At 72.5% G+C, this 20,567-nt stretch carries 19 protein-coding genes; 8 read left to right on the plus strand and 11 right to left on the minus strand.

Annotation, left to right across the window (positions count from 1 at the left end; genetic code table 11):
• Nucleotides 1-265: 265 nt before the first annotated feature.
• Together BIV57_RS23665 and BIV57_RS21545 are read left to right on the plus strand one after the other, a co-directional pair.
• On the plus strand, nucleotides 266-712 hold the full coding sequence (locus BIV57_RS23665; protein WP_079170562.1) for an ATP-binding protein: 447 nt from the start codon (nucleotides 266-268) through the stop codon (nucleotides 710-712).
• Nucleotides 709-1,662, plus strand: a complete 954-nt coding sequence (locus BIV57_RS21545) for an RNA polymerase sigma factor SigF (protein WP_419185759.1) — start codon at nucleotides 709-711, stop codon at nucleotides 1,660-1,662. The genes BIV57_RS23665 and BIV57_RS21545 overlap by 4 nt, the downstream gene beginning before the upstream one ends.
• A gap of 84 nt (nucleotides 1,663-1,746) precedes the next feature.
• Here BIV57_RS21545 and BIV57_RS21550 read toward each other — a convergent pair whose 3' ends face one another.
• On the minus strand, nucleotides 1,747-2,202 hold the full coding sequence (locus BIV57_RS21550) for a hypothetical protein (protein ID WP_139275751.1): 456 nt from the start codon (nucleotides 2,200-2,202) through the stop codon (nucleotides 1,747-1,749).
• A gap of 69 nt (nucleotides 2,203-2,271) precedes the next feature.
• On the opposite strand from BIV57_RS21550, the gene BIV57_RS21555 reads away from it, so the two are divergent.
• Entirely contained in the window at nucleotides 2,272-3,264 is a 993-nt protein-coding gene (locus tag BIV57_RS21555; protein WP_071658551.1) for a diacylglycerol/lipid kinase family protein, read from the plus strand.
• 362 nt (nucleotides 3,265-3,626) lie between these two features.
• Nucleotides 3,627-3,884, plus strand: a complete 258-nt coding sequence (locus BIV57_RS21560; RefSeq protein WP_071658535.1) for a WhiB family transcriptional regulator — start codon at nucleotides 3,627-3,629, stop codon at nucleotides 3,882-3,884.
• A 214-nt stretch (nucleotides 3,885-4,098) separates the two neighbouring features.
• On the opposite strand, the gene BIV57_RS21565 is transcribed toward BIV57_RS21560, so the two are convergent.
• From BIV57_RS21565 to BIV57_RS21585, 5 genes are all read right to left on the minus strand, one after another.
• Nucleotides 4,099-5,571, minus strand: a complete 1,473-nt coding sequence (locus tag BIV57_RS21565; protein ID WP_071658536.1) for a sensor histidine kinase — start codon at nucleotides 5,569-5,571, stop codon at nucleotides 4,099-4,101.
• Nucleotides 5,572-5,651: 80 nt separating this feature from the next.
• Complete coding sequence (locus tag BIV57_RS21570) at nucleotides 5,652-6,497, minus strand: carbohydrate ABC transporter permease (protein WP_071658537.1); 846 nt, start codon at nucleotides 6,495-6,497, stop codon at nucleotides 5,652-5,654.
• Nucleotides 6,497-7,381: a carbohydrate ABC transporter permease gene (locus tag BIV57_RS21575; protein ID WP_079170563.1), complete on the minus strand. Its 885-nt coding sequence runs from the start codon at nucleotides 7,379-7,381 to the stop codon at nucleotides 6,497-6,499. Before BIV57_RS21575 ends, BIV57_RS21570 begins: the two co-directional genes overlap by 1 nt.
• A gap of 23 nt (nucleotides 7,382-7,404) precedes the next feature.
• Entirely contained in the window at nucleotides 7,405-8,673 is a 1,269-nt protein-coding gene (locus tag BIV57_RS21580; RefSeq protein ID WP_071658538.1) for an ABC transporter substrate-binding protein, read from the minus strand.
• Nucleotides 8,674-8,817: 144 nt separating this feature from the next.
• Nucleotides 8,818-10,032, minus strand: a complete 1,215-nt coding sequence (locus tag BIV57_RS21585; RefSeq protein WP_071658539.1) for an ROK family transcriptional regulator — start codon at nucleotides 10,030-10,032, stop codon at nucleotides 8,818-8,820.
• 750 nt (nucleotides 10,033-10,782) lie between these two features.
• Between BIV57_RS21585 and BIV57_RS21590 the strand changes: the two genes are divergently transcribed.
• The 4 genes from BIV57_RS21590 (at nucleotide 10,783) to BIV57_RS21605 (ending at nucleotide 14,586) form a co-directional block, all read left to right on the plus strand.
• Nucleotides 10,783-11,529 carry a GntR family transcriptional regulator gene (locus tag BIV57_RS21590; RefSeq protein ID WP_071658540.1) on the plus strand — a complete coding sequence of 249 codons (747 nt, stop codon included), beginning with the start codon at nucleotides 10,783-10,785 and terminating at the stop codon, nucleotides 11,527-11,529.
• A 145-nt stretch (nucleotides 11,530-11,674) separates the two neighbouring features.
• Nucleotides 11,675-13,825 (plus strand): carbon starvation CstA family protein, encoded by a 2,151-nt coding sequence (locus BIV57_RS21595; RefSeq protein ID WP_071658541.1) that lies wholly within the window; start codon nucleotides 11,675-11,677, stop codon nucleotides 13,823-13,825.
• Nucleotides 13,822-14,004, plus strand: a complete 183-nt coding sequence (locus tag BIV57_RS21600; protein WP_079170564.1) for a YbdD/YjiX family protein — start codon at nucleotides 13,822-13,824, stop codon at nucleotides 14,002-14,004. The genes BIV57_RS21595 and BIV57_RS21600 overlap by 4 nt, the downstream gene beginning before the upstream one ends.
• 90 nt (nucleotides 14,005-14,094) lie before the next feature.
• Complete coding sequence (locus BIV57_RS21605; RefSeq protein ID WP_071658542.1) at nucleotides 14,095-14,586, plus strand: GNAT family N-acetyltransferase; 492 nt, start codon at nucleotides 14,095-14,097, stop codon at nucleotides 14,584-14,586.
• A 34-nt stretch (nucleotides 14,587-14,620) separates the two neighbouring features.
• Here BIV57_RS21605 and BIV57_RS21610 read toward each other — a convergent pair whose 3' ends face one another.
• From BIV57_RS21610 to BIV57_RS26825, 5 genes are all read right to left on the minus strand, one after another.
• Complete coding sequence (locus BIV57_RS21610; protein WP_071658543.1) at nucleotides 14,621-15,619, minus strand: tetratricopeptide repeat protein; 999 nt, start codon at nucleotides 15,617-15,619, stop codon at nucleotides 14,621-14,623.
• Nucleotides 15,620-16,005: 386 nt separating this feature from the next.
• Nucleotides 16,006-16,284, minus strand: coding sequence for a mycothiol system anti-sigma-R factor (rsrA, locus tag BIV57_RS21615; RefSeq protein WP_071658544.1), 279 nt, complete (start codon nucleotides 16,282-16,284; stop codon nucleotides 16,006-16,008).
• Complete coding sequence (locus BIV57_RS21620) at nucleotides 16,281-17,114, minus strand: sigma-70 family RNA polymerase sigma factor (RefSeq protein ID WP_079170565.1); 834 nt, start codon at nucleotides 17,112-17,114, stop codon at nucleotides 16,281-16,283. Before BIV57_RS21620 ends, rsrA begins: the two co-directional genes overlap by 4 nt.
• A 108-nt stretch (nucleotides 17,115-17,222) precedes the next feature.
• Entirely contained in the window at nucleotides 17,223-17,987 is a 765-nt protein-coding gene (locus BIV57_RS21625) for an SOS response-associated peptidase (protein ID WP_071658546.1), read from the minus strand.
• A 79-nt stretch (nucleotides 17,988-18,066) separates the two neighbouring features.
• On the minus strand, nucleotides 18,067-19,227 hold the full coding sequence (locus tag BIV57_RS26825; protein WP_419185761.1) for an FUSC family protein: 1,161 nt from the start codon (nucleotides 19,225-19,227) through the stop codon (nucleotides 18,067-18,069).
• Nucleotides 19,228-20,567 lie beyond the last annotated feature (1,340 nt).

Genomic DNA, 20,567 nt, shown 5'->3' on the forward strand with positions numbered 1-20,567 from the left:
CCGAAGTCCGGGTCGCCCCCTGCCACGGTGCGTACCCGCTGACTTACACTATGTGATGCGAGCTCGCCCTGCCGGGCACCCGCGCGCGCCGCGGCCCTGTGCAGGTCCAACGCCATGGCGACACGCGAGGTTTCGGCACGGTAGCGTCACAGGCAGGACTCGCGGCGCGGGCCCCGCGGGTCGCGCCGCGGCGTGGAGGAACCGCAGCACTGTCCGCACATGCAACGAAGCACGCGACCCGCCGTGCGCCACCGTGGAGGTGAGGGTGTCCCAGCAAGCAGGCGAATCCGGGCGGCAGGACTTCGTCGAGGTGAGGCTGCCGGCCAACGGCGCCTATCTGTCCGTACTGCGCACCGCGACGGCCGGCCTGGCCGCGCGGCTGGACTTCACCCTCGACGAGATCGAGGACCTCCGCATCGCGGTGGACGAGGCCTGCGCGATCCTGCTCCAGCAGGCGGTCCCCGAAGGGCTGCTGACCTGTTCGTTCCGCCAGGTCGGCGACTCCCTCTGGGTCACCGTCTCGGCCCCGACCACCGACGGCCGCGCCCCCGAGCGCGACACCTTCGCGTGGACGGTGCTCACCGCGCTGGCCGGAGAGGTGGAGGCCACCGTCGCCGACGAGGCCGACAGCGGCGACCCGCAGTACAAGGTCGTCAGCATCAGCCTCCACAAGAAGCGCGGCGCCGAACCCGGACAGCCCCCACCGCAGTGACTCCCGCAAACCGCGCACCGCAGCCCCCGCAGCCGCCTCGGCCTGATGATCCTTCGGCCCTCCGCGGCATCCCGCAGCAAAGGCCCCAGCCCGCGAAGGAACACGCCGAGCACGTGGAAGAGCCCAGAAACCCGGCGGAGCAGAGCGACCCGCCCGCGCCGGACGAGCAGCAGGACGAACAGGCCGCAGCGGTCCAGCGCAAACGCGCCGCGACGCGCGCCCTGTTCATGGAGCTGGCCCAGCTCGAGCGGGGCGACCCGCGCCGCGAGGAGATCCGCAACCGGCTGGTGCAGCAGCACCTCGGCCTGGTGGAGCACCTCGCCCGGCGCTTCCGCAACCGCGGCGAGCCGCTGGACGACCTCACCCAGGTCGCCACCATCGGCCTGATCAAATCGGTGGACCGGTTCGACCCCGACCGCGGCGTCGAGTTCTCCACCTACGCCACCCCGACCGTGGTCGGCGAGATCAAGCGGCACTTCCGCGACAAGGGCTGGGCGGTGCGCGTGCCGCGCCGCCTGCAGGAGCTGCGGCTGTCGCTGACCACCGCCACCAGCGAGCTCTCCCAGCGCAACGGGCGCTCCCCGACGGTGCACGAGCTGGCCGAGCACCTCGGCATCACCGAGGAGGAGGTCCTGGAGGGCCTGGAGTCGGCGAACGCCTACTCCACGCTGTCGCTGGACGTCCCGGACAGCGACGAGGACTCCCCGGCGGTCGCCGACACCCTCGGCGAACCGGACGAGGCGCTCGAGGGCGTCGAGTACCGCGAGTCCCTCAAGCCGCTGCTGGAGCAGCTGCCGCCGCGCGAGAAGAAGATCCTGCTGCTGCGGTTCTTCGGCAACATGACGCAGTCGCAGATCGCCCAGGAGGTCGGCATCTCCCAGATGCACGTCTCCCGCCTGCTGGCCCGCACCCTCGCCCAACTCCGCGAAAAACTCCTCGTCGAGGAGTAGCACCCCGGCTTCCGGTGCCCCCGCACGGACGCCCGGCGTCCGGCCGGGGCGCCGGGGCGGAGGGCGGCGCGTCGGGGGCGGAGCCTAGGCGCGGCGGTGGACGTCGAGGGCGGCGCTGGTCCGGGGGTGGACCAGGCAGACGAGGCCGGCGATCGCCGTCGCCATCACCAGGATGCCCACCCACACCAGCGAGCCGCCCTGCTGCCACACCGTGTAGCCGACCGGCAGGCAGCACAGGTTCAGCGTCGCCGCCGGCCCCCGTCCCCACCGCTTCAGCTGCCACAGCCCGCGCACCGCGATCCCCGGCAGCAGCGCGCACAGCAGCAGCACCACCCCGCCGGCCTCGGCGCGCACCAGGTCCCCGCCGGAGGCGAAGAGCGGCGCCGCCATGATGTAGAGCCCCCACACCGCGAGCGCGACCGCCTGCACCCCGGCCACCGCCGCCGCGCCCAGCACCGTCCCCGGCCGGTGCACCGCGTGCTCCGCGCCATCCGCGGCCGCCGCGCCGGCCGCCACGGCCTCGTCTTCTCGGATGCTCATCCGTCCAGGGTAGCCACCGCGCCGGGGCGATCACCGGGGGCGTCGCGGCCCTCGTACATAATGGCGCGCATGCGGGCACTCCTCGTGGCGAATCCCAGTGCGACGACCACCTCCGAGCGGTCCCGCCAGGTGCTCGCACGCGCCCTGGAGAGCCGGCTCGACACCCTCGAGGTCGCCGCCACCGAGTACCGCGGCCATGCCCGCGAGCTCGCCCGGCAGGCCGCCGAGGACGGCATCGACCTGGTGGTGGCGCTCGGCGGCGACGGCACCGTCAACGAGGTCGTCAACGGCCTCCTCGCCGAGGGCCCCGCCGCGGGCACGCCCGGCCTCGCCGTCGTCCCCGGCGGCTCCACCAACGTCTTCGCCCGCGGCCTCGGCCTGCCCAACGATCCGGTCGAGGCGGCCGGCATCCTGCTGGACGCGCTGGAGCGCGGCACCTCCCGCCGCGTCGGCCTGGGGCGCGCGGTGATCGACCCGGGCACCGACCACGAGACGGATCGCTGGTTCACCTTCGCCGCCGGCATGGGCTTCGACGCCGGCGTGGTGGGCCGGGTGGAGCGCTACCGCAGCGCGGGCCGCCGCTCCACCGCGGGGCTCTATCTCCAGCAGGTCTTCTGGCAGTTCGCGGACGAGCGCCGGCTGCCGCCCGAGCAGCGCGTCCGGCTCACCCTCAGCCGCCCCGACCAGGACGGCGGCGGCACCGTCCGCGAGGACGTGGTCGCCGACGGCCTGTCGCTGGCGATCGTCTCCAACACCTCGCCGTGGACCTACATCGGCAGCCACCCGGTGCAGTTGACGCCGCACGCGTCGTTCGACACCGGCCTCGACATGTTCGGACTGACCCGGATGTCGGTGCTCACCACCGCCCGCTACGCCCGCCAGGCGCTCGCCCCGAACGGCCGCGGACCGCGAGGGCGGCACATGGTAGCGCTCCATGACGTGGACGAGTTCACCCTGACCGCCGCCGCACCCCTGCCCTTCCAGGTGGACGGGGACCACCTGGGTCCCGTCTCCACCGCCAGGTTCGTTGGCGTTCGCCGAGCACTGCGTGTGATTGTGTGATCAGAAGAGCCGAAAGTCCTTTTACTTGAAACCAACAGACCTCACGACCCTCCGGTCGCGACCTGTGACCCACGCCTCACCAGGGATTCCAAAAATCCTTCCCGGAAGGGCTTGTATCTAACGCTGAGGTTTGCGACTCTCTTCTTGGCGGTCGGAAACGAGCCCGCAACACCAAGGCCGAACGAACCGCCCGAATCCACCTGTAGCACCCTCCGTAGACGCGGCAACACTGCGTCCACCCCTTGTGGCGCGACAGGATTCGTGAAAGCGTTCACATTCACAAGACCCCGCAGCATCAACCAGACGCAGAACGTCGCCCGTTGGGACCCGACAGGGCCCGGGCAGAAGGAGATGGAGCAGCTATGGACTGGCGCCACCGCGCTGTGTGCCGCGAGGAAGACCCCGAGCTCTTCTTCCCCATCGGCAACACTGGTCCCGCGCTGCTGCAGATCGAGGAGGCCAAGGCCGTGTGCCGGCGTTGCCCGGTCGTCGAGCAGTGCCTCAAGTGGGCCCTCGAGACCGGTCAGGACGCCGGTGTCTGGGGCGGCCTGAGCGAGGACGAGCGCCGCGCGATGAAGCGCCGTGCCGCCCGCAACCGGGCCCGCAGCGCCGCCTCTTGATCCGAGGGCTTCGCCCCGCCTCACCCCTCGGCAGCAGCTTCAGACCTGACGTACCCCGATGAGCCCCGGCGAAAGCCGGGGCTCGTTGGCGTTCGCGGCACACAAGCAGCACGTTCGGGACGCGTTCGCGCCCCCTATTCCGCCGGCGCGCCCCGCAACTCAACTGCGCGCCGGCGAACGCCACTTCACGCCGGGTCGGGTATCGAATACCCGATCACCCCGGAAGTGGGACGTCCAACACCGCCCGCGTTCCCGCGACTTCCGCCGGGACGATCTCGAACTTGCCGCCGAGTTCGCCGGCCACCAGCGTCCGCACGATCTGCAGGCCCAGGCTGTCCGACCCGTCCGGGTCGAAGTCCGCCGGCAGCCCCGCGCCGTCGTCGATCACCGACAGCCGCAGCCGGCCACGGTCGCGCAGCGCCGTCACCTCGACCGTGCCTCCGGTGCCGCCGGCGTGCAGATCCGCGAAGCCGTGCTCCAGCGCGTTCTGCAGCACCTCGGTGAGCGCCATCGCCAGCGGCGTGGCCACGTCCGCCGGCAGCGTCCCGCACCGCCCGGTGCGCCGGGTGCGGACGACGCCGCCCGGGGCCAGCTCCGCCACCATCCGCAGCACCCGGTCGACGATCTCGTCGAAGTCCACGGTGTCGTCGAGGTTCTGCGAGAGCGTGTCGTGCACCAGCGCGATCGACGTCACCCTGCGCATCGCCTCCTCCAGCGCCGAGCGCGCCTCGTCCGGGCCGCGCCGGGCCTGCAGCCGCAGCAGCGCCGCGACCGTCTGGAGGTTGTTCTTCACCCGGTGGTGGATCTCCCGGATGGTGGCGTCCTTGCTCATCAGCTCGCGTTCGCGGGTGCGCAGCTCGGTGACGTCCCGCACCAGCACCAGCGAGCCGATCCGCGCGCCGTGCGGGGTCAGCGGGATGACGCGGAAGCGGACGATGCCGTCCGAGCCCTCGGCCTCGCCGCTGCGCGGCACCCGTCCGCCGACCGCCGCCTCCAGGCTCTCCCCCATCGGGTCGACCGTCTTGCGGCTGACCGGGGCGAGCGAGGCGGTGAGCCGGCCCAGGTGATGGCCCACCAGATCGGCGGCGTGGCCGAGCCGGTGGTAGGAGGAGAGCGCGTTGGGGCTGGCGTACTGCACCACCCCGGCCTCGTCGAGGCGGATCAGCCCGTCGCCGACGCGCGGCGCGCCGCCGGGGCGCGGCTCCTGCCCGGGGAAGGGGAACATCCCGGCGGCGATCATCTGGGCGAGATTGGCCGCCGACTCCAGATACGTCAGCTCCAGCCGGCTGGGGGTGCGCACGGTGAGCAGATTGGTGTTGCGGGCGATCACGCCGAGCACCTTCTCGCCGCGCCGCACCGGGATCGACTCGACGCGCACCGGCACCTGCTCGCGCCACTCCGGGTCGCCCTCGCGCACGATGCGGCCCTCGTCCAGGGCGTCGTCCAGCATCGGGCGGCGGCCGCGCGGCACCAGCCGGCCCACCATGTCGTCCTGGTAGGACGTCGGACCGGTGTTGGGCCGCATCTGCGCCACCGAGACGAACCGGGTGCCGTCCACGGTCGGGATCCACAGCACCAGGTCGGCGAAGGACAGGTCGGCGAGCAGCTGCCACTCGGCGACCAGCAGATGCAGGTGGGCCAGGTCGTCGTCGGAGAGCTCGGTGTGGTCGCGGACCAGTTCGTTCATCGAGGGCACCCGCCCATTGTCACCTGCGGGTGCCCCGACGCCCGACGCGGCCGCACCCCCGGCGGCCCGCGATCGGCTGCTCAGCCCTTGATCCCGGCCTGCGCCACGCCCTGCACCAGCCAGCGCTGCAGCGCCACGAAGACCAGCACCAGCGGGAGGATGGAGATCCCGGCGGCCAGGAACAGCTCGTGGATGTTGATGGTCTGCGCGGTGATGAAGGTGGAGAGCGCCACCTGCACCGTCCAGGAGCTCTGGTCCTGGCCGATGACCAGCGGCCAGAGGAAGGAGTTCCAGCCGTTGATGAAGGTGATCACCCCGATCGCGGCGAAGAAGTTGAGCGAGTTGGGGACGACGATCCGCCAGTAGGCGCCCCAGTAGCCGAGCCCGTCCACCCGGGCCGCCTCCTCCAGCTCCTTGGGGAAGCCCAGGAAGTACTGCCGGAAGAGGAAGGCGGTGAACCCGGTGAAGAGCCCCGGGATGATCAGTCCGCGCAGGTCGGAGACCCAGCCCAGCGAGGAGACCAGCACGAAGCTGGGCACGAAGGTCACCGAGGCCGGCACCATCAGGGTGGCCAGCACGGCGTAGAAGACCTTGTTGGCGTGCCGGTAGGGGATCCGCGCCAGCCCGTAGCCGGCGAGCGAGCAGACCAGCAGGGTGCCGAGCGTGTGCAGCACGCCGACCTCCAGCGACACCAGCATGGAGTGCAGGAACGGCACGCTGGTGTCGTCGAACAGCTCGCCGAAGTTGCCCCACTGCAGATGCGCCGGGAACCACACCCAGGCGGCGCCCATGATGTCCTGCTCGGTGGAGAGGGCGTTCCTGATGATCAGGTAGAACGGCACCAGGAAGAGCACCGCGGCCACCGCGACCGCCGAGTAGATCCCGGCGGAGCCGAGCCGGGAGCGTCCCATCGGACTCCTGGACATCAGTCCTCCCCCCTTCCGAAGCCCAGGATCCGGCCCTGGAGCAGAGTGACGACGCAGATGAGCACGGCGAGGACCAGCGCGCCGGCGCTGCCGTGCCCATAGTCCTGGTTCTGGCCGAGCGCCACCTGGTAGAGGTAGAGCAGCGGGGTGCGCCCCCAGGTGGTGCCCGAGCCGAGCAGGTTGTAGAACTCGTCGAACGCCTGGTACGCGGCGATCAGCAGGAGCAGCACCACCGCCACCGAAGTGGCCCGCAGCTGCGGGAAGGTGATGTACCGGAAGGTCTGCCACCCCGACTTGGCCCCGTCGATCGCGGCCGCCTCGTAGAGGTGGGGCGGGATGCTCTGCAGCGCGGCCAGGAACAGGATCATGTAGAAGCCGCACTGCAGCCAGAGCCGCAGGCTGACGATGACCAGCCAGTACCAGGGCGGGTGCGGCGAGGCGAGCCACGAGACCGAGTGGATCCCGAACCAGCCCATGACGGTGTTGGCGAGCCCGAACCGCAGCCCCTGGAAGATCGACATCTTCCAGATCAGCGACGCGGCCACATAGGAGACCGCGGTCGGCAGGAAGAACACCGACCGGAAGAAGGCCTTCATGAACCTCAGCCGGTGCACCAGCAGGGCGAGCCCCAGCGACACCGCGTACGTCACGGGGACGATGAACGCGGCGAAGACGGTGAAGACGAGCAGCGAGTGGACGAAGTCCCCGTTGCTCAGCATGTCGGCGTAGTTGGAGAGGCCGACGAACCTGGTGGGCGTCACCGTCCCCTTGGCCTCGAAGAAGCTGAGCCACAGGCTCCACCCGATCGGGATGTAGACGAAGACCACGAGCCCGATCAGGAAGGGTCCGGTGAAGAGCCAGAAGGCGCGGGTGGTGCGCGACATGGCGATGCCTCCGGCCTGCCGGGTCAGCCGAACAGCTGCTTGAGCTGGCCGTTGACGGTGGTGTCGCACTTGTCGAGGGCCTTGCCGGGGTCACCCCCGGAGCGCACCGAGTCCGCCAGCACCGCCTGCAGCGCGGTGGCCATGGCCGGGGTGAACGCCGGGTTGTCGAAGTGCCCGTAGGTGTTGAAGAGCTTGACGCCGTCGGCGGCCACGCCGGACTGCAGCTTGGTGGCCTGCGACCGTATGGAGGCCCGCGGCGGGATGTGGAAGCCGTAGTTGAGCGCCCACTCCTTCTGGTACGCGGTCTGGTCGATCCACAGCCACTTGACGAACGCCTTCGCCGCGTCGACGTCCTTCGCCTTGGACGACACGAACGCCGACCAGCCGCCGTTGTAGACCGACAGCTTGCCCGCGTCGCCGACCTTGGGGAACGGGAAGACGCCGACGTCGCCGGGGAACTTGGCGAGGATCGCGGGCATCGCCCACATGCCGCAGAACTGGATCGCGCACAGCTCGTTGAGGAACGAGCCCGGGTCGGTGTAGTCGGTGGGCGCGCCGGTGAGCAGGTGCCCGCTGGTCCACAGCGTGCGCAGCGACTTCAGCCCGCCGACGACCGCGTCGGTGTGGTACGCAGGCTTGTGATCGGCGGTCAGGGTGTCGGCGCCGGCCGACCAGACCAGCGGGGCGGCGATGCCGTGCAGGTCGTTGCCGAGGAAGACGCCCTTCATCTTGCCGTTCGTCAACTTTGCGGCGGCCGCGATCAGTTCGTCGAGGGTGGTGGGCACCTGCACGCCGGCCTTGGCGAAGAGCGACTTCCGGTAGTAGAAGAACTGCGGGTCGTCGATCATGCGGACGCCGTAGATCTTGCCGTCGATGGTGTGCGAGGCGATGTCCGCGGGGAGGTAGTCGCCCTTGACCGGGCCGACGATGTCGTCGAGCGGGACGGCCTGCTTCGCCTTGACCATCTGGATGTTGGGCTGGTCCTCGAAGACGTCCGGCCCGCTGGAGGAGAGCAGCCCGGCGGAGAGCTTGCTGCCGTAGTCGCCCGCCACCCACTGGATGCTGACGTCGGCCTTCTTGTAGGCCTTGGCGAACTTCTGCGCGGCCTGCTGCGTGCCCTTCTCGCCGTACTGGTGGTACCACTGCGAGATCGACTTGCCGCCGCCCGAGGACGACCCCCCGCGGCCGTTGTTGTTGCCGCAGGCCGCGAGCGGACCGAGGGCGGCGAGGGCGCCGGCGGAGCGCAGGATGGCTCTGCGGCTGGGGCGGTGCGGACCAGACACTGCCGACATGACGACTCCCTTGTCTGATGATGACGGCTCAAGTGCGTTTGTGGGCGGTGACGTTAACCATCCGTCAACACTTCAGCAAGGGGTTAGACGAAGTCGATCAGAATCAAAACCATCACGCTCCCGCCCCCGCGGAAACACGACCGCTCACCCGGCGAGGCGGCCCCGCAGCGGCGCCAGCGCCCCCTCGAGCGCGAAGCTCGCCGCGCCGAGGCTCACCGCGCTGCTCCCCAGCCGGCTCAGCGCGATCCGCGTCGCGCCCCACGGCCGCGCCAGCGCCCGCGCCGCCACCGCGCCGCGCACCGCCCGGACCAGCGTCTCGCCGAGCGCCTCCGCGACCCAGCTGCTGAGCACCACCACCTCGGGGTTCAGCAGGTTCACCAGGTCGGCGACGCCGGCGCCCAGACAGCGGGCCGTCTCCTCCACCACCGCCAGCGCGTCCGAGTCCCCGCCCGCCGCCGCGCGCCCCAGCCCGCGCACCGTCGCCTGCTGGTCGCCCTCCCGCAGCAGCGGGCTGCCGGGCCGCAGCTCGGCGAGCGTCCGCATGATGCCCGGCGCCCCGGTGTACGCCTCCACACAGCCGCGGTTGCCGCACCGGCACGGCCGCCCGTCCAGCACCAGCGTGGTGTGGCCCCACTCCCCCGCGCTGTTGCTGCGGCCCCGGTGCAGCGCCCCGCCCACCGCGAGGCCCGCGCCGACGCCGGTGCCGAGGATCACCGCGACCGCGTCCGCGCAGTCCCGGGCGGCGCCGAACCACAGCTCGGCGGCCATCGCGGCGCGCATCGGGTTGTCCAGGTGGAGCGGGCCGGGCAGCCGGGCGGCGAGCAGATCGTGCAGCGGGACGTCCCGCCAGTCCCAGTTGGGCGCGAAGACGGCGATGCCGCGCTCCCGGTCGACCTGGCCGGGGACGCTGACGCCGACGCCGAGCACCTCGCCGTGGACGGCGGCCTTGGCGGCGACCTCGGTGACCGCCGCGGTGATCCGGTCGGCCACCGCGTCCGGCCGGCTCTCGTCCGCGCCGAACTCGCCGCCGGCCGTGGCCAGTACCTCCAGCCGCAGGTCGTAGGCCTCGGCGTGGATGAAGGTCTCACCGAGGTCGACCCCGATCAGGACGCCGCCGCGGGGGTTGGCGGCGACCAGGCCGCGGGGCCGCCCGCCGTCCGACTCCTCGAAGCCGACCTCCAGCACCATGCGCCGCTCGATCAGCTCGCCGACCAGGTTGGCGACGGTGGCGAGGCTCAGGCCGGTGGCGGCGGCGAGCTTCTGGCGGGAGGCCGGGGAGCCGGCGATGACCTGCCGGAGGACGGCGTAGCGGTTGGCCGTGCGGATGTCGCGTGAGGTCCTGCGCTGCACTGCCGTCATCCTCCTGGTGCCACCGACCGCCCGGTGTTCTAGCGGGTCGAACGCCGAGGCTAGGCCCAACCGCCCCGGTTCTTCAAGGGGTTCGGAAAGGGGTTGGACGAAGCGTGCCGCACCCCGGGCGCGCGATGCGCTCCCGGGGAGACGAGAACCCGCGGCTGCGGCGGAGGGACCCTCAGCCCTCCGCCGCGCCGCGGGTTCTGATCGCCGACTCGTCCGCCCGGGGAGCTGTGCGGGGCTCCCGGGGCAGGGTCGGCCTTCGGAGGCGGGTGTGGATCAGGGCGGCACACCCGGCCTTCCGGCCCATGCGGCACCTGTGCGGTGTTGTGCTCCATCGTGGACTAGACCACGCTGCGATGTCCAGAGGTTGCCGGACATCGTTGTAAACGATCACGAACACGCACGAGGACCGCACAAGACGGGCGGATCGGCGAGTCGTAGGATGTCCTGCGTCGCACAATGGTTTAGACCATTATGAAGACATTGGCATGGACCATGCGGAGGGTCAAGACGCCTGCAAGCGGGCCTGACACCGTGTTACGTGTCCGGAATCTGACAAGAGTTGAAGGGAAGCGTCCGGTACCGGCCCGATCAACGCGCGTACCGGCCGCAGCAGGGGCGCGGCGGCCTGCCCGGACGTGCCAAAGTTCTACAACTGGCTGTGCGCGATTCTCTTGGAGGAACACGGTGACGAACGGAACCGGCACCCCCGGACCGGCGCGGGGGCAGGGCGCGGCAGGAGGAGCGGTGGGCATGGTCGAAGCGTCCGGGACCGGGTCGACGGACAAGAGCCCGCGCGTGCCCAAGTACTACCGGCTCAAGAAGCACCTGCTCCAGATGACGGAGACGATGCCGCCCGGCACGCCCGTCCCCCCGGAGCGGACGCTCGCCTCGGAGTTCGACACCTCCCGCACCACCGTCCGGCAGGCGCTGCAGGAGCTGGTCGTGGAGGGACGGCTGGAGCGGATCCAGGGCAAGGGCACCTTTGTCGCCAAGCCCAAGGTCGCCCAGAGCCTCCAGCTCACCTCCTACACCGAGGACATGCGCGCGCAGGGCCTGGAGCCCACCTCCCAGCTGCTGGACATCGGGTACGTCACCGCGGACGAGCGGCTGGCCCGGCTGCTCGACATCCGCGAGGGCGGCCGGGTGCTGCGCATCGAGCGGCTGCGGCTGGCCAACTCGGAGCCGATGGCGATCGAGACGACCCACCTGTCGGCGAAGCGGTTCCCGGCGCTGCGCCGCAACCTGCTCAAGTACCGGTCGCTGTACAGCGCGTTGACCGAGGTCTACGGCGTCCACCTGATCGAGGCCGAGGAGACCATCGAGACCTCGCTCTGCACCCCGCGGGAGGCCGGCCTGCTGGGGACGGACACCGGGCTGCCGATGCTGCTGCTCTCCCGGCACAGCCGCGACGACCAGGGCGAGCCGGTGGAGTGGGTCCGCTCCGTCTACCGCGGCGACCGCTACAAGTTCGTCGCCCGCCTCCAGCGCCCCCGCTGAGCGGGCTTGGCCACCCGCGGCGCCCTCGCCACGCCGACCCCGGGCGGGGTGCCGGGGTGCAGAGGCGCCGAGGTTCGAACAAGGAGCGGCAACAGCGACCCACCACGGTCTGGCGGCCGACACGCACCTGCCCTAACGTCCAACCGTGCCCGCATTAACACGCGTCATCATCTGGACCGCCGTGGCGCTCATCGGCGCCGCCGGCTGGACCGTCCTCGCCCTCGCCCGCGGCGAACACGTCTCCGCCGCATGGATGCTGGCGGCAGCCCTCGGCTCGTACGCCATCGGCTACCGCTTCTACGCGCGCTTCATCGCCACCCGCGTGCTGCGCGTCGACGCCACCCGCGCCACCCCCGCCGAGCGCCTCGACAACGGCGTCGACTACCACCCCACCGACCGCCGCGTGCTGCTCGGCCACCACTTCGCCGCCATCGCCGGCGCCGGCCCGCTCGTCGGCCCGGTCCTCGCCGCGCAGATGGGATACCTCCCGGGCACCATCTGGATCATCGCGGGAGTCGTCTTCGCGGGCGGCGTGCAGGACATGGTGACGCTCTTCTTCTCGGTGCGCCGCAACGGCCGCTCGCTCGGCCAGATGGCCCGGGACGAGATCGGCCCGTTCGGCGGCGCCGCCGCGCTCGTCGCGGTCTTCGCCATCATGATCATCCTGCTGGCGGTGCTCGGGCTGGTGGTCGTCAACGCGCTCGCCGGGTCGCCGTGGGGCACCTTCTCGATCGGCATGACGATCCCCATCGCGCTGCTGATGGGCGGCTATCTGCGCTGGCTGCGGCCGGGGCGGATCTCCGAGGTGTCGCTGATCGGCATCGCCCTGCTGATCCTCGCCATCCTCGGCGGGCACTGGGTCGCCGACTCCTCCTGGGCCGCGACCTTCACCCTCTCCCCCAAGGCGCTCACCGCGTGGATGGTCGGCTACGGCTTCGTCGCCTCGATCCTGCCGGTGTGGACGCTGCTGGCGCCGCGCGACTACCTCTCCACCTTCATGAAGATCGGGACGGTGGCGCTGCTGGCGGTCGGCGTGCTCATCGCGCTGCCCGACCTGAAGATGCAGGCCATCACGCACTTCGCGTCCCGCGGCGACGGACCGGTCTTCGCCGGCTCGCTCTTCCCGTTCGTCTTCATCACCATCGCCTGCGGGGCGCTGTCCGGATTCCATGCGCTGATCTCCTCGGGCACCACCCCGAAGATGATCCAGAAGGAGACGCAGGTCCGGATGATCGGCTACGGCGCGATGCTGATGGAGTCCTTCGTCGGCATCATGGCGCTGCTCGCCGCGTCCGTCCTGGACCCGGGGCTCTACCTGGCGATGAACGCGCCGGCCGGGGTGATCGGCAAGACGGTGGCGACCGCCTCGCACGCCGTCGCCAACCTCGGCTACACCATCACGCCCGGCCAGCTCGCCGCCGCGGCGCACGCGGTTCAGGAGAAGACCCTGCTCTCCCGCACCGGCGGCGCGCCCACCCTGGCCATCGGGCTCTCCACGATCCTGGCCAAGGCGTTCGGCGGCGCCTCGATGAAGGCGTTCTGGTACCACTTCGCGATCATGTTCGAGGCGCTCTTCATCCTGACGGCGCTGGACGCGGGCACCCGGGTGGGCCGCTTCATGCTGCAGGACACCCTCGGCAACGTCATCAAGCCCTTCAAGCGGGTGAGTTGGTGGCCGGGTCTGGTGCTGTGCAGCGCGGTCGTGGTGGCGCTCTGGGGCTGGTTCCTGTGGTCCGGCGTCAAGGACCCGCTGGGCGGCGTCAACCAGCTCTTCCCGCTCTTCGGCATCGCCAACCAGCTGCTGGCGGCGGTGGCGCTGGCGGTGTGCACGGTGCTGCTGGTGAAGTCGGGGCGGCTGAAGTGGGCCTGGGTGACGGGCGTCCCGCTGGTCTGGGACGCGGCGGTCACCCTCACCGCCAGCTGGCAGAAGGTCTTCTCCGGCGACAAGAAGCTGGGCTTCTTCGCGCAGCGCAGCACCTACCAGGACGCGATCGCGCACGGGAAGGTGCTGGCCCCCGCGAAGAGCATGGGGGACATGCACACGGTGGTCACCAACTCCACGGTGGACGGGGTGCTCTCGGCCGTCTTCGCGGTGCTCATCGTCATCGTGCTGGCGGACGCGGCCCGGGTGTGCGTCGCCGCGGTGCGCCGGCCGGAGGCCCATCGCCCCCAGGAGACGCCGTATGTAGAGTCGCGGTACGTGGCCCCGGCGGGGCTCGTCGCGACTCGCGCCGAGCGCGCCGAGCTGGCCGAGGCGGGGCTGACCAGCGAGGGCGGACAGAGGCGGCGGGAATGAGCGGTGTGACGGCGAAGATCCGGTGGTACGTCCGCGAGCTGACGGGCGAGTCGGCCTACGACCGCTACGTGGAGCGCGAGCGCGCCGCGGGCCACCAGCCGCTGTCGCGGCGCGAGTTCGAGATCCGCCGGATGAAGGCCCGCGAGTCCGACCCCCGCCAGGGCTTCCGCTGCTGCTGAGCCACCGCGCGACTGGCCCCGGGCGGGGTGCCGGGGTGCAGAGGCGCCGAAGTTCGAACAGGGGCGGCGGCGGTGAGCACACTGGACCGCATGGACATGCAGATCCGCGAGGCGACCCCGACCGACTTCGACCGCATCGGCACGCTCACCGCGACCGCGTACGTCGACGGCGCCGGCCTCTCCCCCGACGACAGCTACCTCGTCCACCTGCGCGACGCCGCCGGCCGCGCGGCCGTCGCCGACCTCCTCGTGGCCACCGACGGCGGCGAGGCCGTCCTCGGCACGGTGACGTACGTCACCGCCGCCAGCGCGATGCGCGAGATCGCCCGCCCCGGCGAGGCCGAGTTCCGGATGCTCGCCGTCGACGCCGCCGCCCGCGGCCGGGGTGTCGGCGAGGCCCTCGTCCGCGCCTGCGTCGACCGCGCCCGCGGGGCCGGCCTGGAGCGGATCGTCCTCTCGGTGATCGCCTCCAACGCGACGCCGCAGCGCCTCTACCGCCGCCTCGGCTTCACCCGGCTGCCCGACCGCGACTGGTACCCGATCCCCGAGGCCCTGCTGCACGCGTACGGGCTCGACCTCTAGCCGCGCGGGGGGCGCGCGCCGGCCCGGCGCCCGCTCAGCAGACCTCTTCGAGGTCCCGGTAGTCGCGGGCGTCCGGCGCCTCCGCGGCCCAGGCGTCCAGCAGGCCGCGCACCAGGCCCGTCGGCGCCGCGATGCCGCACTCGCGCTCGGCGAGCCACTCCACGCCGCCCGCACGCCCCAGATGGCCGTGGTCGTGCGGCGGCAGCCCCTCGCCGGAGCCGCCCGGCATCCCCGTGGAGTGGCCGAACTCGGCCTCGTCGCCCGGCTCGCCCGAACCGGTCACCATCCGGCCCTCCGAGCACGCCCGGCACAGCAGCCGCACCGACGAGGACCAGTCCTCCGCGGCGAACCCCGCCGCGGCCACCGCGCGCTCCAGCGCGTCCCGGTCCTTCTCGGTGGCGGCCTGCAGCACCACCACGAACGTCGGCACCGGCGAGGGCGCCCACAGCTCGATCTCGTCGAAGACGGGGTAGACGTCGCCGTCCAGCGTCACCCGCTCGCCGTTCGGCACGCCGTCGTGGAGCACCACCTCGCCCCAGCGCCGCCCCGAGGACGGCAGCGGGATGGAGAGCACCTCGACCCGGCACGGGTCGAGCCGGCGGCCCCACACCACCTCGGACTCGCCCTGCGGGGAGAGCCGCACCGGCGCCGAGCCGTAGTCGGCCTCGATGGCGCCGTCGCCCTGCGGCACCGGCAGGCCGTACTCCTGCCAGGCGCGCCGGGCCAGCGGCCAGTCGTGCAGGGCGGTGGCGGCGATGCCCAGGTTCCACCAGTCCGGCGCGTCCTGGTCGCGGTCCAGCAGGGCGACGGCCCGCAGGCCGGCGATCCGGGCCTGCTCCCAGTCGTGCCGGAACTTGTGCAGCAGCGCCAGGTTGTACCAGGAGTCGGAGAGCCACGGCTCCAGGTCCGCGGCGCGCACCAGCAGGGCGCCCGCGTCCTCGTAGCGGCCGTTGTCGATCATCGAGAACGCGCGGTCCGTCGTCTGCCGCCAGGTGGCCGACGGCCGGTTCCGCGACTTGCCGAAGAACTTCACTGCGACGTCCTCACTGCCGGACCACCTGCTGCCCCGCCTGCTGCTCCGCACCGTACCGCCGATCCACCGAGGGCCCCAGCGGTGCGGATCCCTCCACGATGCCGCCCCAGCGGCGACCGCGCACGGTGTCGCCCGCAGCGGTCGACAATCTTCCACACTTTCCCCACCCCATCGACGAAACTCTCCGCCCGGCCTGCGCTTTGGCGGCGCAGGGTGCCGCGCGTCGACACCATACGGCCCCGCCCGTCCCCAAGGGGAATCCACGGACATCCGAGGACATCCTGGACCCTGATGGGGTCGAACGGGGCCGTACGGGGGGTGCGGGCGCAAAGCACCGGCGCGCGCCCTGCCGCCGCGCGCCGGGTCGGACCCGGGCGGTCAGACGGTCACGCCTCGCCGGGCACGTCCGCCGCGGCGCGCAGCTGGCGGATCCGGCCGAGCACCTTGCCGCGGAGGTCGTCGGGGACGTCGTCGCAGCCGCAGGAGCGGTGCACCAGCTTCTTCACCGCCTGCTCCAGGCCGTACTTCTCCAGGCACGGGGAGCACTCGTCGAAGTGCTCGCGGAACTTGACCCGCTCGACGTCCGTCATCTCGTTGTCGAGGAACTCGTAGAGGTGGTCGAGCACCTCCGAGCAGGCCGTCTCGTGCGGCTCGCCGCAGCTCATGACTCCGCGCCTTTCGCTTCGGCCCCGTTGCTGCCTTGGGCGGACGACGCCGCCAGGGAGTCCGCGTCCGCGCCGCGCAGCAGGCCGCGCTCGCGCGCGTAGTCCTCCAGCATGCCGCGGAGTTGACGGCGGCCGCGGTGCAGTCGGGACATCACCGTTCCGATCGGTGTCCCCATGATGTCCGCAATCTCCTTGTAGGCGAAGCCCTCGACGTCGGCGAGGTAGACGGCGATCCGGAACTCCTCCGGGATCGCCTGCAGCGCCTGCTTCACGTCCGAGTCGGGCAGGTGGTCGAGCGCCTGCGACTCGGCGGAGCGCAGCCCCGTCGACATGTGCGACTCGGCGCGCGCCAGCTGCCAGTCCTCGATCTCCTCGGTACCGCCGCGCTGCGGCTCGCGCTGCCGCTTGCGGTACGAGTTGATGAAGGTGTTGGTGAGGATGCGGTACAGCCACGCCTTGAGGTTGGTGCCCTCGCGGAACTGGTGGAACGACCCGTACGCCTTCGCGTAGGTCTCCTGGACCAGGTCCTCGGCGTCCGACGGGTTGCGGGTCATCCGCAGCGCCGCGGAGTACAGCTGGTCGAGGTAGCCCAGCGCGTCGCGTTCGAATCGCGCGGTGCGCTCCTCGTCGCTCTCGCCGCCGGGCGCCTCCGCCGTCTTCGCGGCCTGTGCCGCCGCCTGCTCGGCCTTCTCGGTGCCGGTGACCGGAACCACCTCCTCCATGTGTTCGCCGGCGGACTCCTGGGTGGAGCCGCCAGCAATGGAGAATAGTGCGGCCGGGTAAAGCGCGGTCGAGCCGCTCGGCCGAGCGGGGCATGCGATGCCACTCATCCGACGAGAACCTCCGTCGTGTCGTTCCGGGTCCGGGACGGCGTTCAAATCCCTGCGGACGGTGTCAACGCCCTCCGGCGCCGTTCCATTCCCGGCCCGCACAACCCGTCAGAAGAGCGTCCCGCCCCCGGCCGGCTCGGCCTCCGCCATCAACTCGGCAGAGTTGTTGCGGATGTTGCCGACGGCCGCCGAGACGGGCCGCACGGCGAGCCGCCCCGGCGCCGGAGCCTCCAGAAGCGGGCGGACCGCCTCGGGCTCGGTGAGGGACGGGTCCAGCCAGGCGTCGAACCGGTCGGAGGGCAGCACCAGCGGCATCCGGGGGTGGATCGGGGCGAGCTCCTCCTCGGCCGCGGTGGTGATGATGCTGCAGCTGGCGATCCAGGCCGCCGGGTCGTCCTCGGGCGCCTCCGGGTTGCGCCAGAACTCGTAGAGCCCGGCGAAGGCCATCGGGGAGCCGTCCGCGGTATGGATGAAGTACGGCTGCTTCTTCACCCCCCGCTCCTTCGCCTCGGCCGCCGAATAGGTGTGCCACTCGTAGTAGCCGTCGGCCGGCAGCAGGCAGCGGCGGCGCGCGAAGGCCCGGCGGTAGGCCGGCTTCTCGGCGACCGTCTCGGCCCGGGCGTTGAACATCTTGCCGCCGATCGCCGGGTCCTTCGCCCAGGACGGGACGAGGCCCCAGCGCAGCACCCGCAGCTGGCGGACGGGCTCCTCCGAGCCGCTGTCCCTGCGCGGCCGGTCCAGCACGGCCCAGACCGGCTTGGTCGGCGCGATGTTCCAGTCGGGCGCGAGCGTCTCCTCCGGCTCCCGGTACTCCACCCCGAAGAGCGCGACCAGGTCCTCCGGCTTGGCGCTCGACGCATACCGTCCGCACATGTGCGCGCTCCCTCCGCTCGGCGTCCCCCACAGCCTCGCAGATCCGCCGTACGGGCGAGGCGGGGTCGGGGAGGCGGGCTCAGAGGCGCATCCGAAGGTGCTGCTCGCTGCCCGGGCCGCCGCGCACCAGGAGGAACTCGGCGCGCGGCGGGTGCTGGGCGCCGGAGACGACCAGGGTGCAGCCGCCGGGGGCGAGCCCGGAGAGGGTGAACCGCCCCGCGCACATCCGCACCCGGGCCCGCCGCCGGCCCCGCTCGTCGACCACCGTCACCCAGCCCGCGCAGCCGTCCGGGTGCTCGGCGCACCGCACCTCGCCGCGCACCAGGATGCCGCGGGCCCGCGCCCGGGGGCGGACGGGCGCCGTGGCCGGGTCGTCCTCCAGGGGGCGGCCGCGGGACTCGGCGAGGCGGGCGAGGGTGTCGTCCAGCGCGGCCAGCTCGTCCAGGGCGACGGCGAGGCGGGCCGCGTCCGGGTCGGCGGCGAGCGCGCGGGCCGCCGGGGCGATCCGGTGCCAGGGCGCGTCGACCTCGCGCAGCGACTCGGCGAGCCGCCCGGCGATCCGCCCCACCTCGGCCCGCACCCGCGGGGAGAGCTGCACATCGACGTCCGCCGCGGTGGCCAGCCGCTTGGCGTGCCGGGTCGCCGAGGCCGCCAGGCCCAGGCCCAGATCGCGCCGGGAGGCGAGGCCGGACGGCATCCGCACCAGCGGCCGGGCCACCGCCTGCGCCCGGAAGAGCGCCGCGTCCACCGCGCGGGCCGAGCCGCGCAGCCGCACCGGAGCCTCGGGCTCCCGCCAGCGCTCGGCGACCTGCTCGGCGAGTTCGGCGAGCGCCTGCCGCCAGCCGCGCACCGCCTCCAGCCGGACGCCGCGCGTCGAGACGGGGATGATCAGCGCGGCGGCGGCCGTGCCGATCGCGAAGCCCAGCGCGTTCTCGCCGAGGCGGAGCGCCAGCAGCCCGTCCATCCCGGACATCGGCGTCTCGAAGGCGTACATCTGGCAGAGCGCGACGACCAGGCCGATCACCCAGTACGCGTACTTGCGCTGCATGCCCCAGGCGCCCAGCGCGATGCACGCCACGATCACCGCGAGCATCCACCAGACGTGCGCGCGCCCGCCGATGTGCGCCAGCAGACGGGCCGTCAGGATGCCCAGCACCGCGCCGATCACCGTGCCCACCATGCGGTGCGCGAACTTGCGGAGCTTCTCGTGGGTGGTGTTGGTGCCGAACGAGACGATCATCAGGCCGATCAGGCCCCAGTAGAAGCGGTGCCCGCTGACCGCGTCGGCCACCGGGATCACCACCGCCGCGGCGACCCCGACCTGCAGCGGCACCCGCAGCACGGGCACCGCCCGGCGCCAGCCGCTGCCGCCCTTGCGGTCGACGAGCTCCTGGGCCGCCGGGCCGCTGCCGGCCGGCAGCCCGCGCTCCAGCACCACGGTGGGGTGGAACGGCACCCGGCCGGCCGCCCGCGGGGTGCTGCGGCCCAGCTCCAGCCAGCGGGCCAGCGAGTCGGCGAGGGCGTCCAGCAGCTCCGCGGCGCGCAGCGCCCGCGCGGCCGCCTCGGCGTCCGCGGTGCCGGTGCGCGCCTCGTGGCGGACCACGTCCGCCGCCGGGTGCAGCGCGCCGACCCGGCCCAGATGGGCGTCGCGGGCGATGCGGAGGGCCACCACCAGCGCCTCCCGCAGCGGGCCGGGCACCCCGGGCCGGCCGGCGAGGCCGCGCACCGCGCGGCCCAGCCCGTCCAGCGCCACCTCGGCGTCGAACAGGTGCTGGTGGAGCAGCTCCGCGGCCTCCGGGTCGGCGGCCATCTCGGGCTCGGCGAGCCGGCCGTCGATGGTGAGGGTGGTGACGTTGACCCGCTGCAGGGCGCGGTCCATCCGGCGCAGCGCCCGCTCGGGCCGGGCGCCGGGCTCCAGCGCGGCGGCGGCCGCGTCCACCACGGCGCGGGTGTGCACCACGAAGGCCCGCTGGGTGCGCAGCAGGTCCTCGCGCGGGGTGGGCCGGGCGAGCAGCAGCCGGACGGCGAGGATGCCGACGGCGGCGGCGAGCGCGATGAGCGCCAGCTTGCCGAGCAGCGCCGTCGGAATGGGCACGATCATGGTGACCAGCAGCCCGTTGAAGAGCATCATCCCGGTGAGCAGCCCCAGCGGGCCGAGCCGCACCAGCAGGAAGGTGGCCGTCAACGCGGCCCCGATCAGCACCAGTTCGAGACCCCGGTGCGGCGCCAGCCAGGCGCCGAGCGCCAGCGACGCGGCGTACGGCACGGGCAGGTAGAGCATCGAGCGGGCGGTGCGCCGGGCGGTGTTCTCGGAGACCGCGAAGCCCGACATCAGGCCGAGCATTCCGCCGACCATCAGGCCCAGCATCGCGGGGACGCCGAGCGCCTGCCCCGTGCCGTAGCCGGCCGCGAGCCCGGTGACCATGCCGAGCAGGGTGCGCCAGCCGTTCTGCAGATGGCCGAGGCCGGGATCGGCGGCGAGGATCCAGTCCCAGGTGCGGGGCGGGCCGCTCACCCGGTCGGGCGGGCGCACCACGGATATCCGGCGGAGCTGGGGGGTGGGTTCGGCAGGGGTGGCGG

The organism is Mangrovactinospora gilvigrisea (genome assembly GCF_001879105.1).
In the GTDB taxonomy this organism is placed as follows: Bacteria; Actinomycetota; Actinomycetes; order Streptomycetales; family Streptomycetaceae; genus Mangrovactinospora; species Mangrovactinospora gilvigrisea.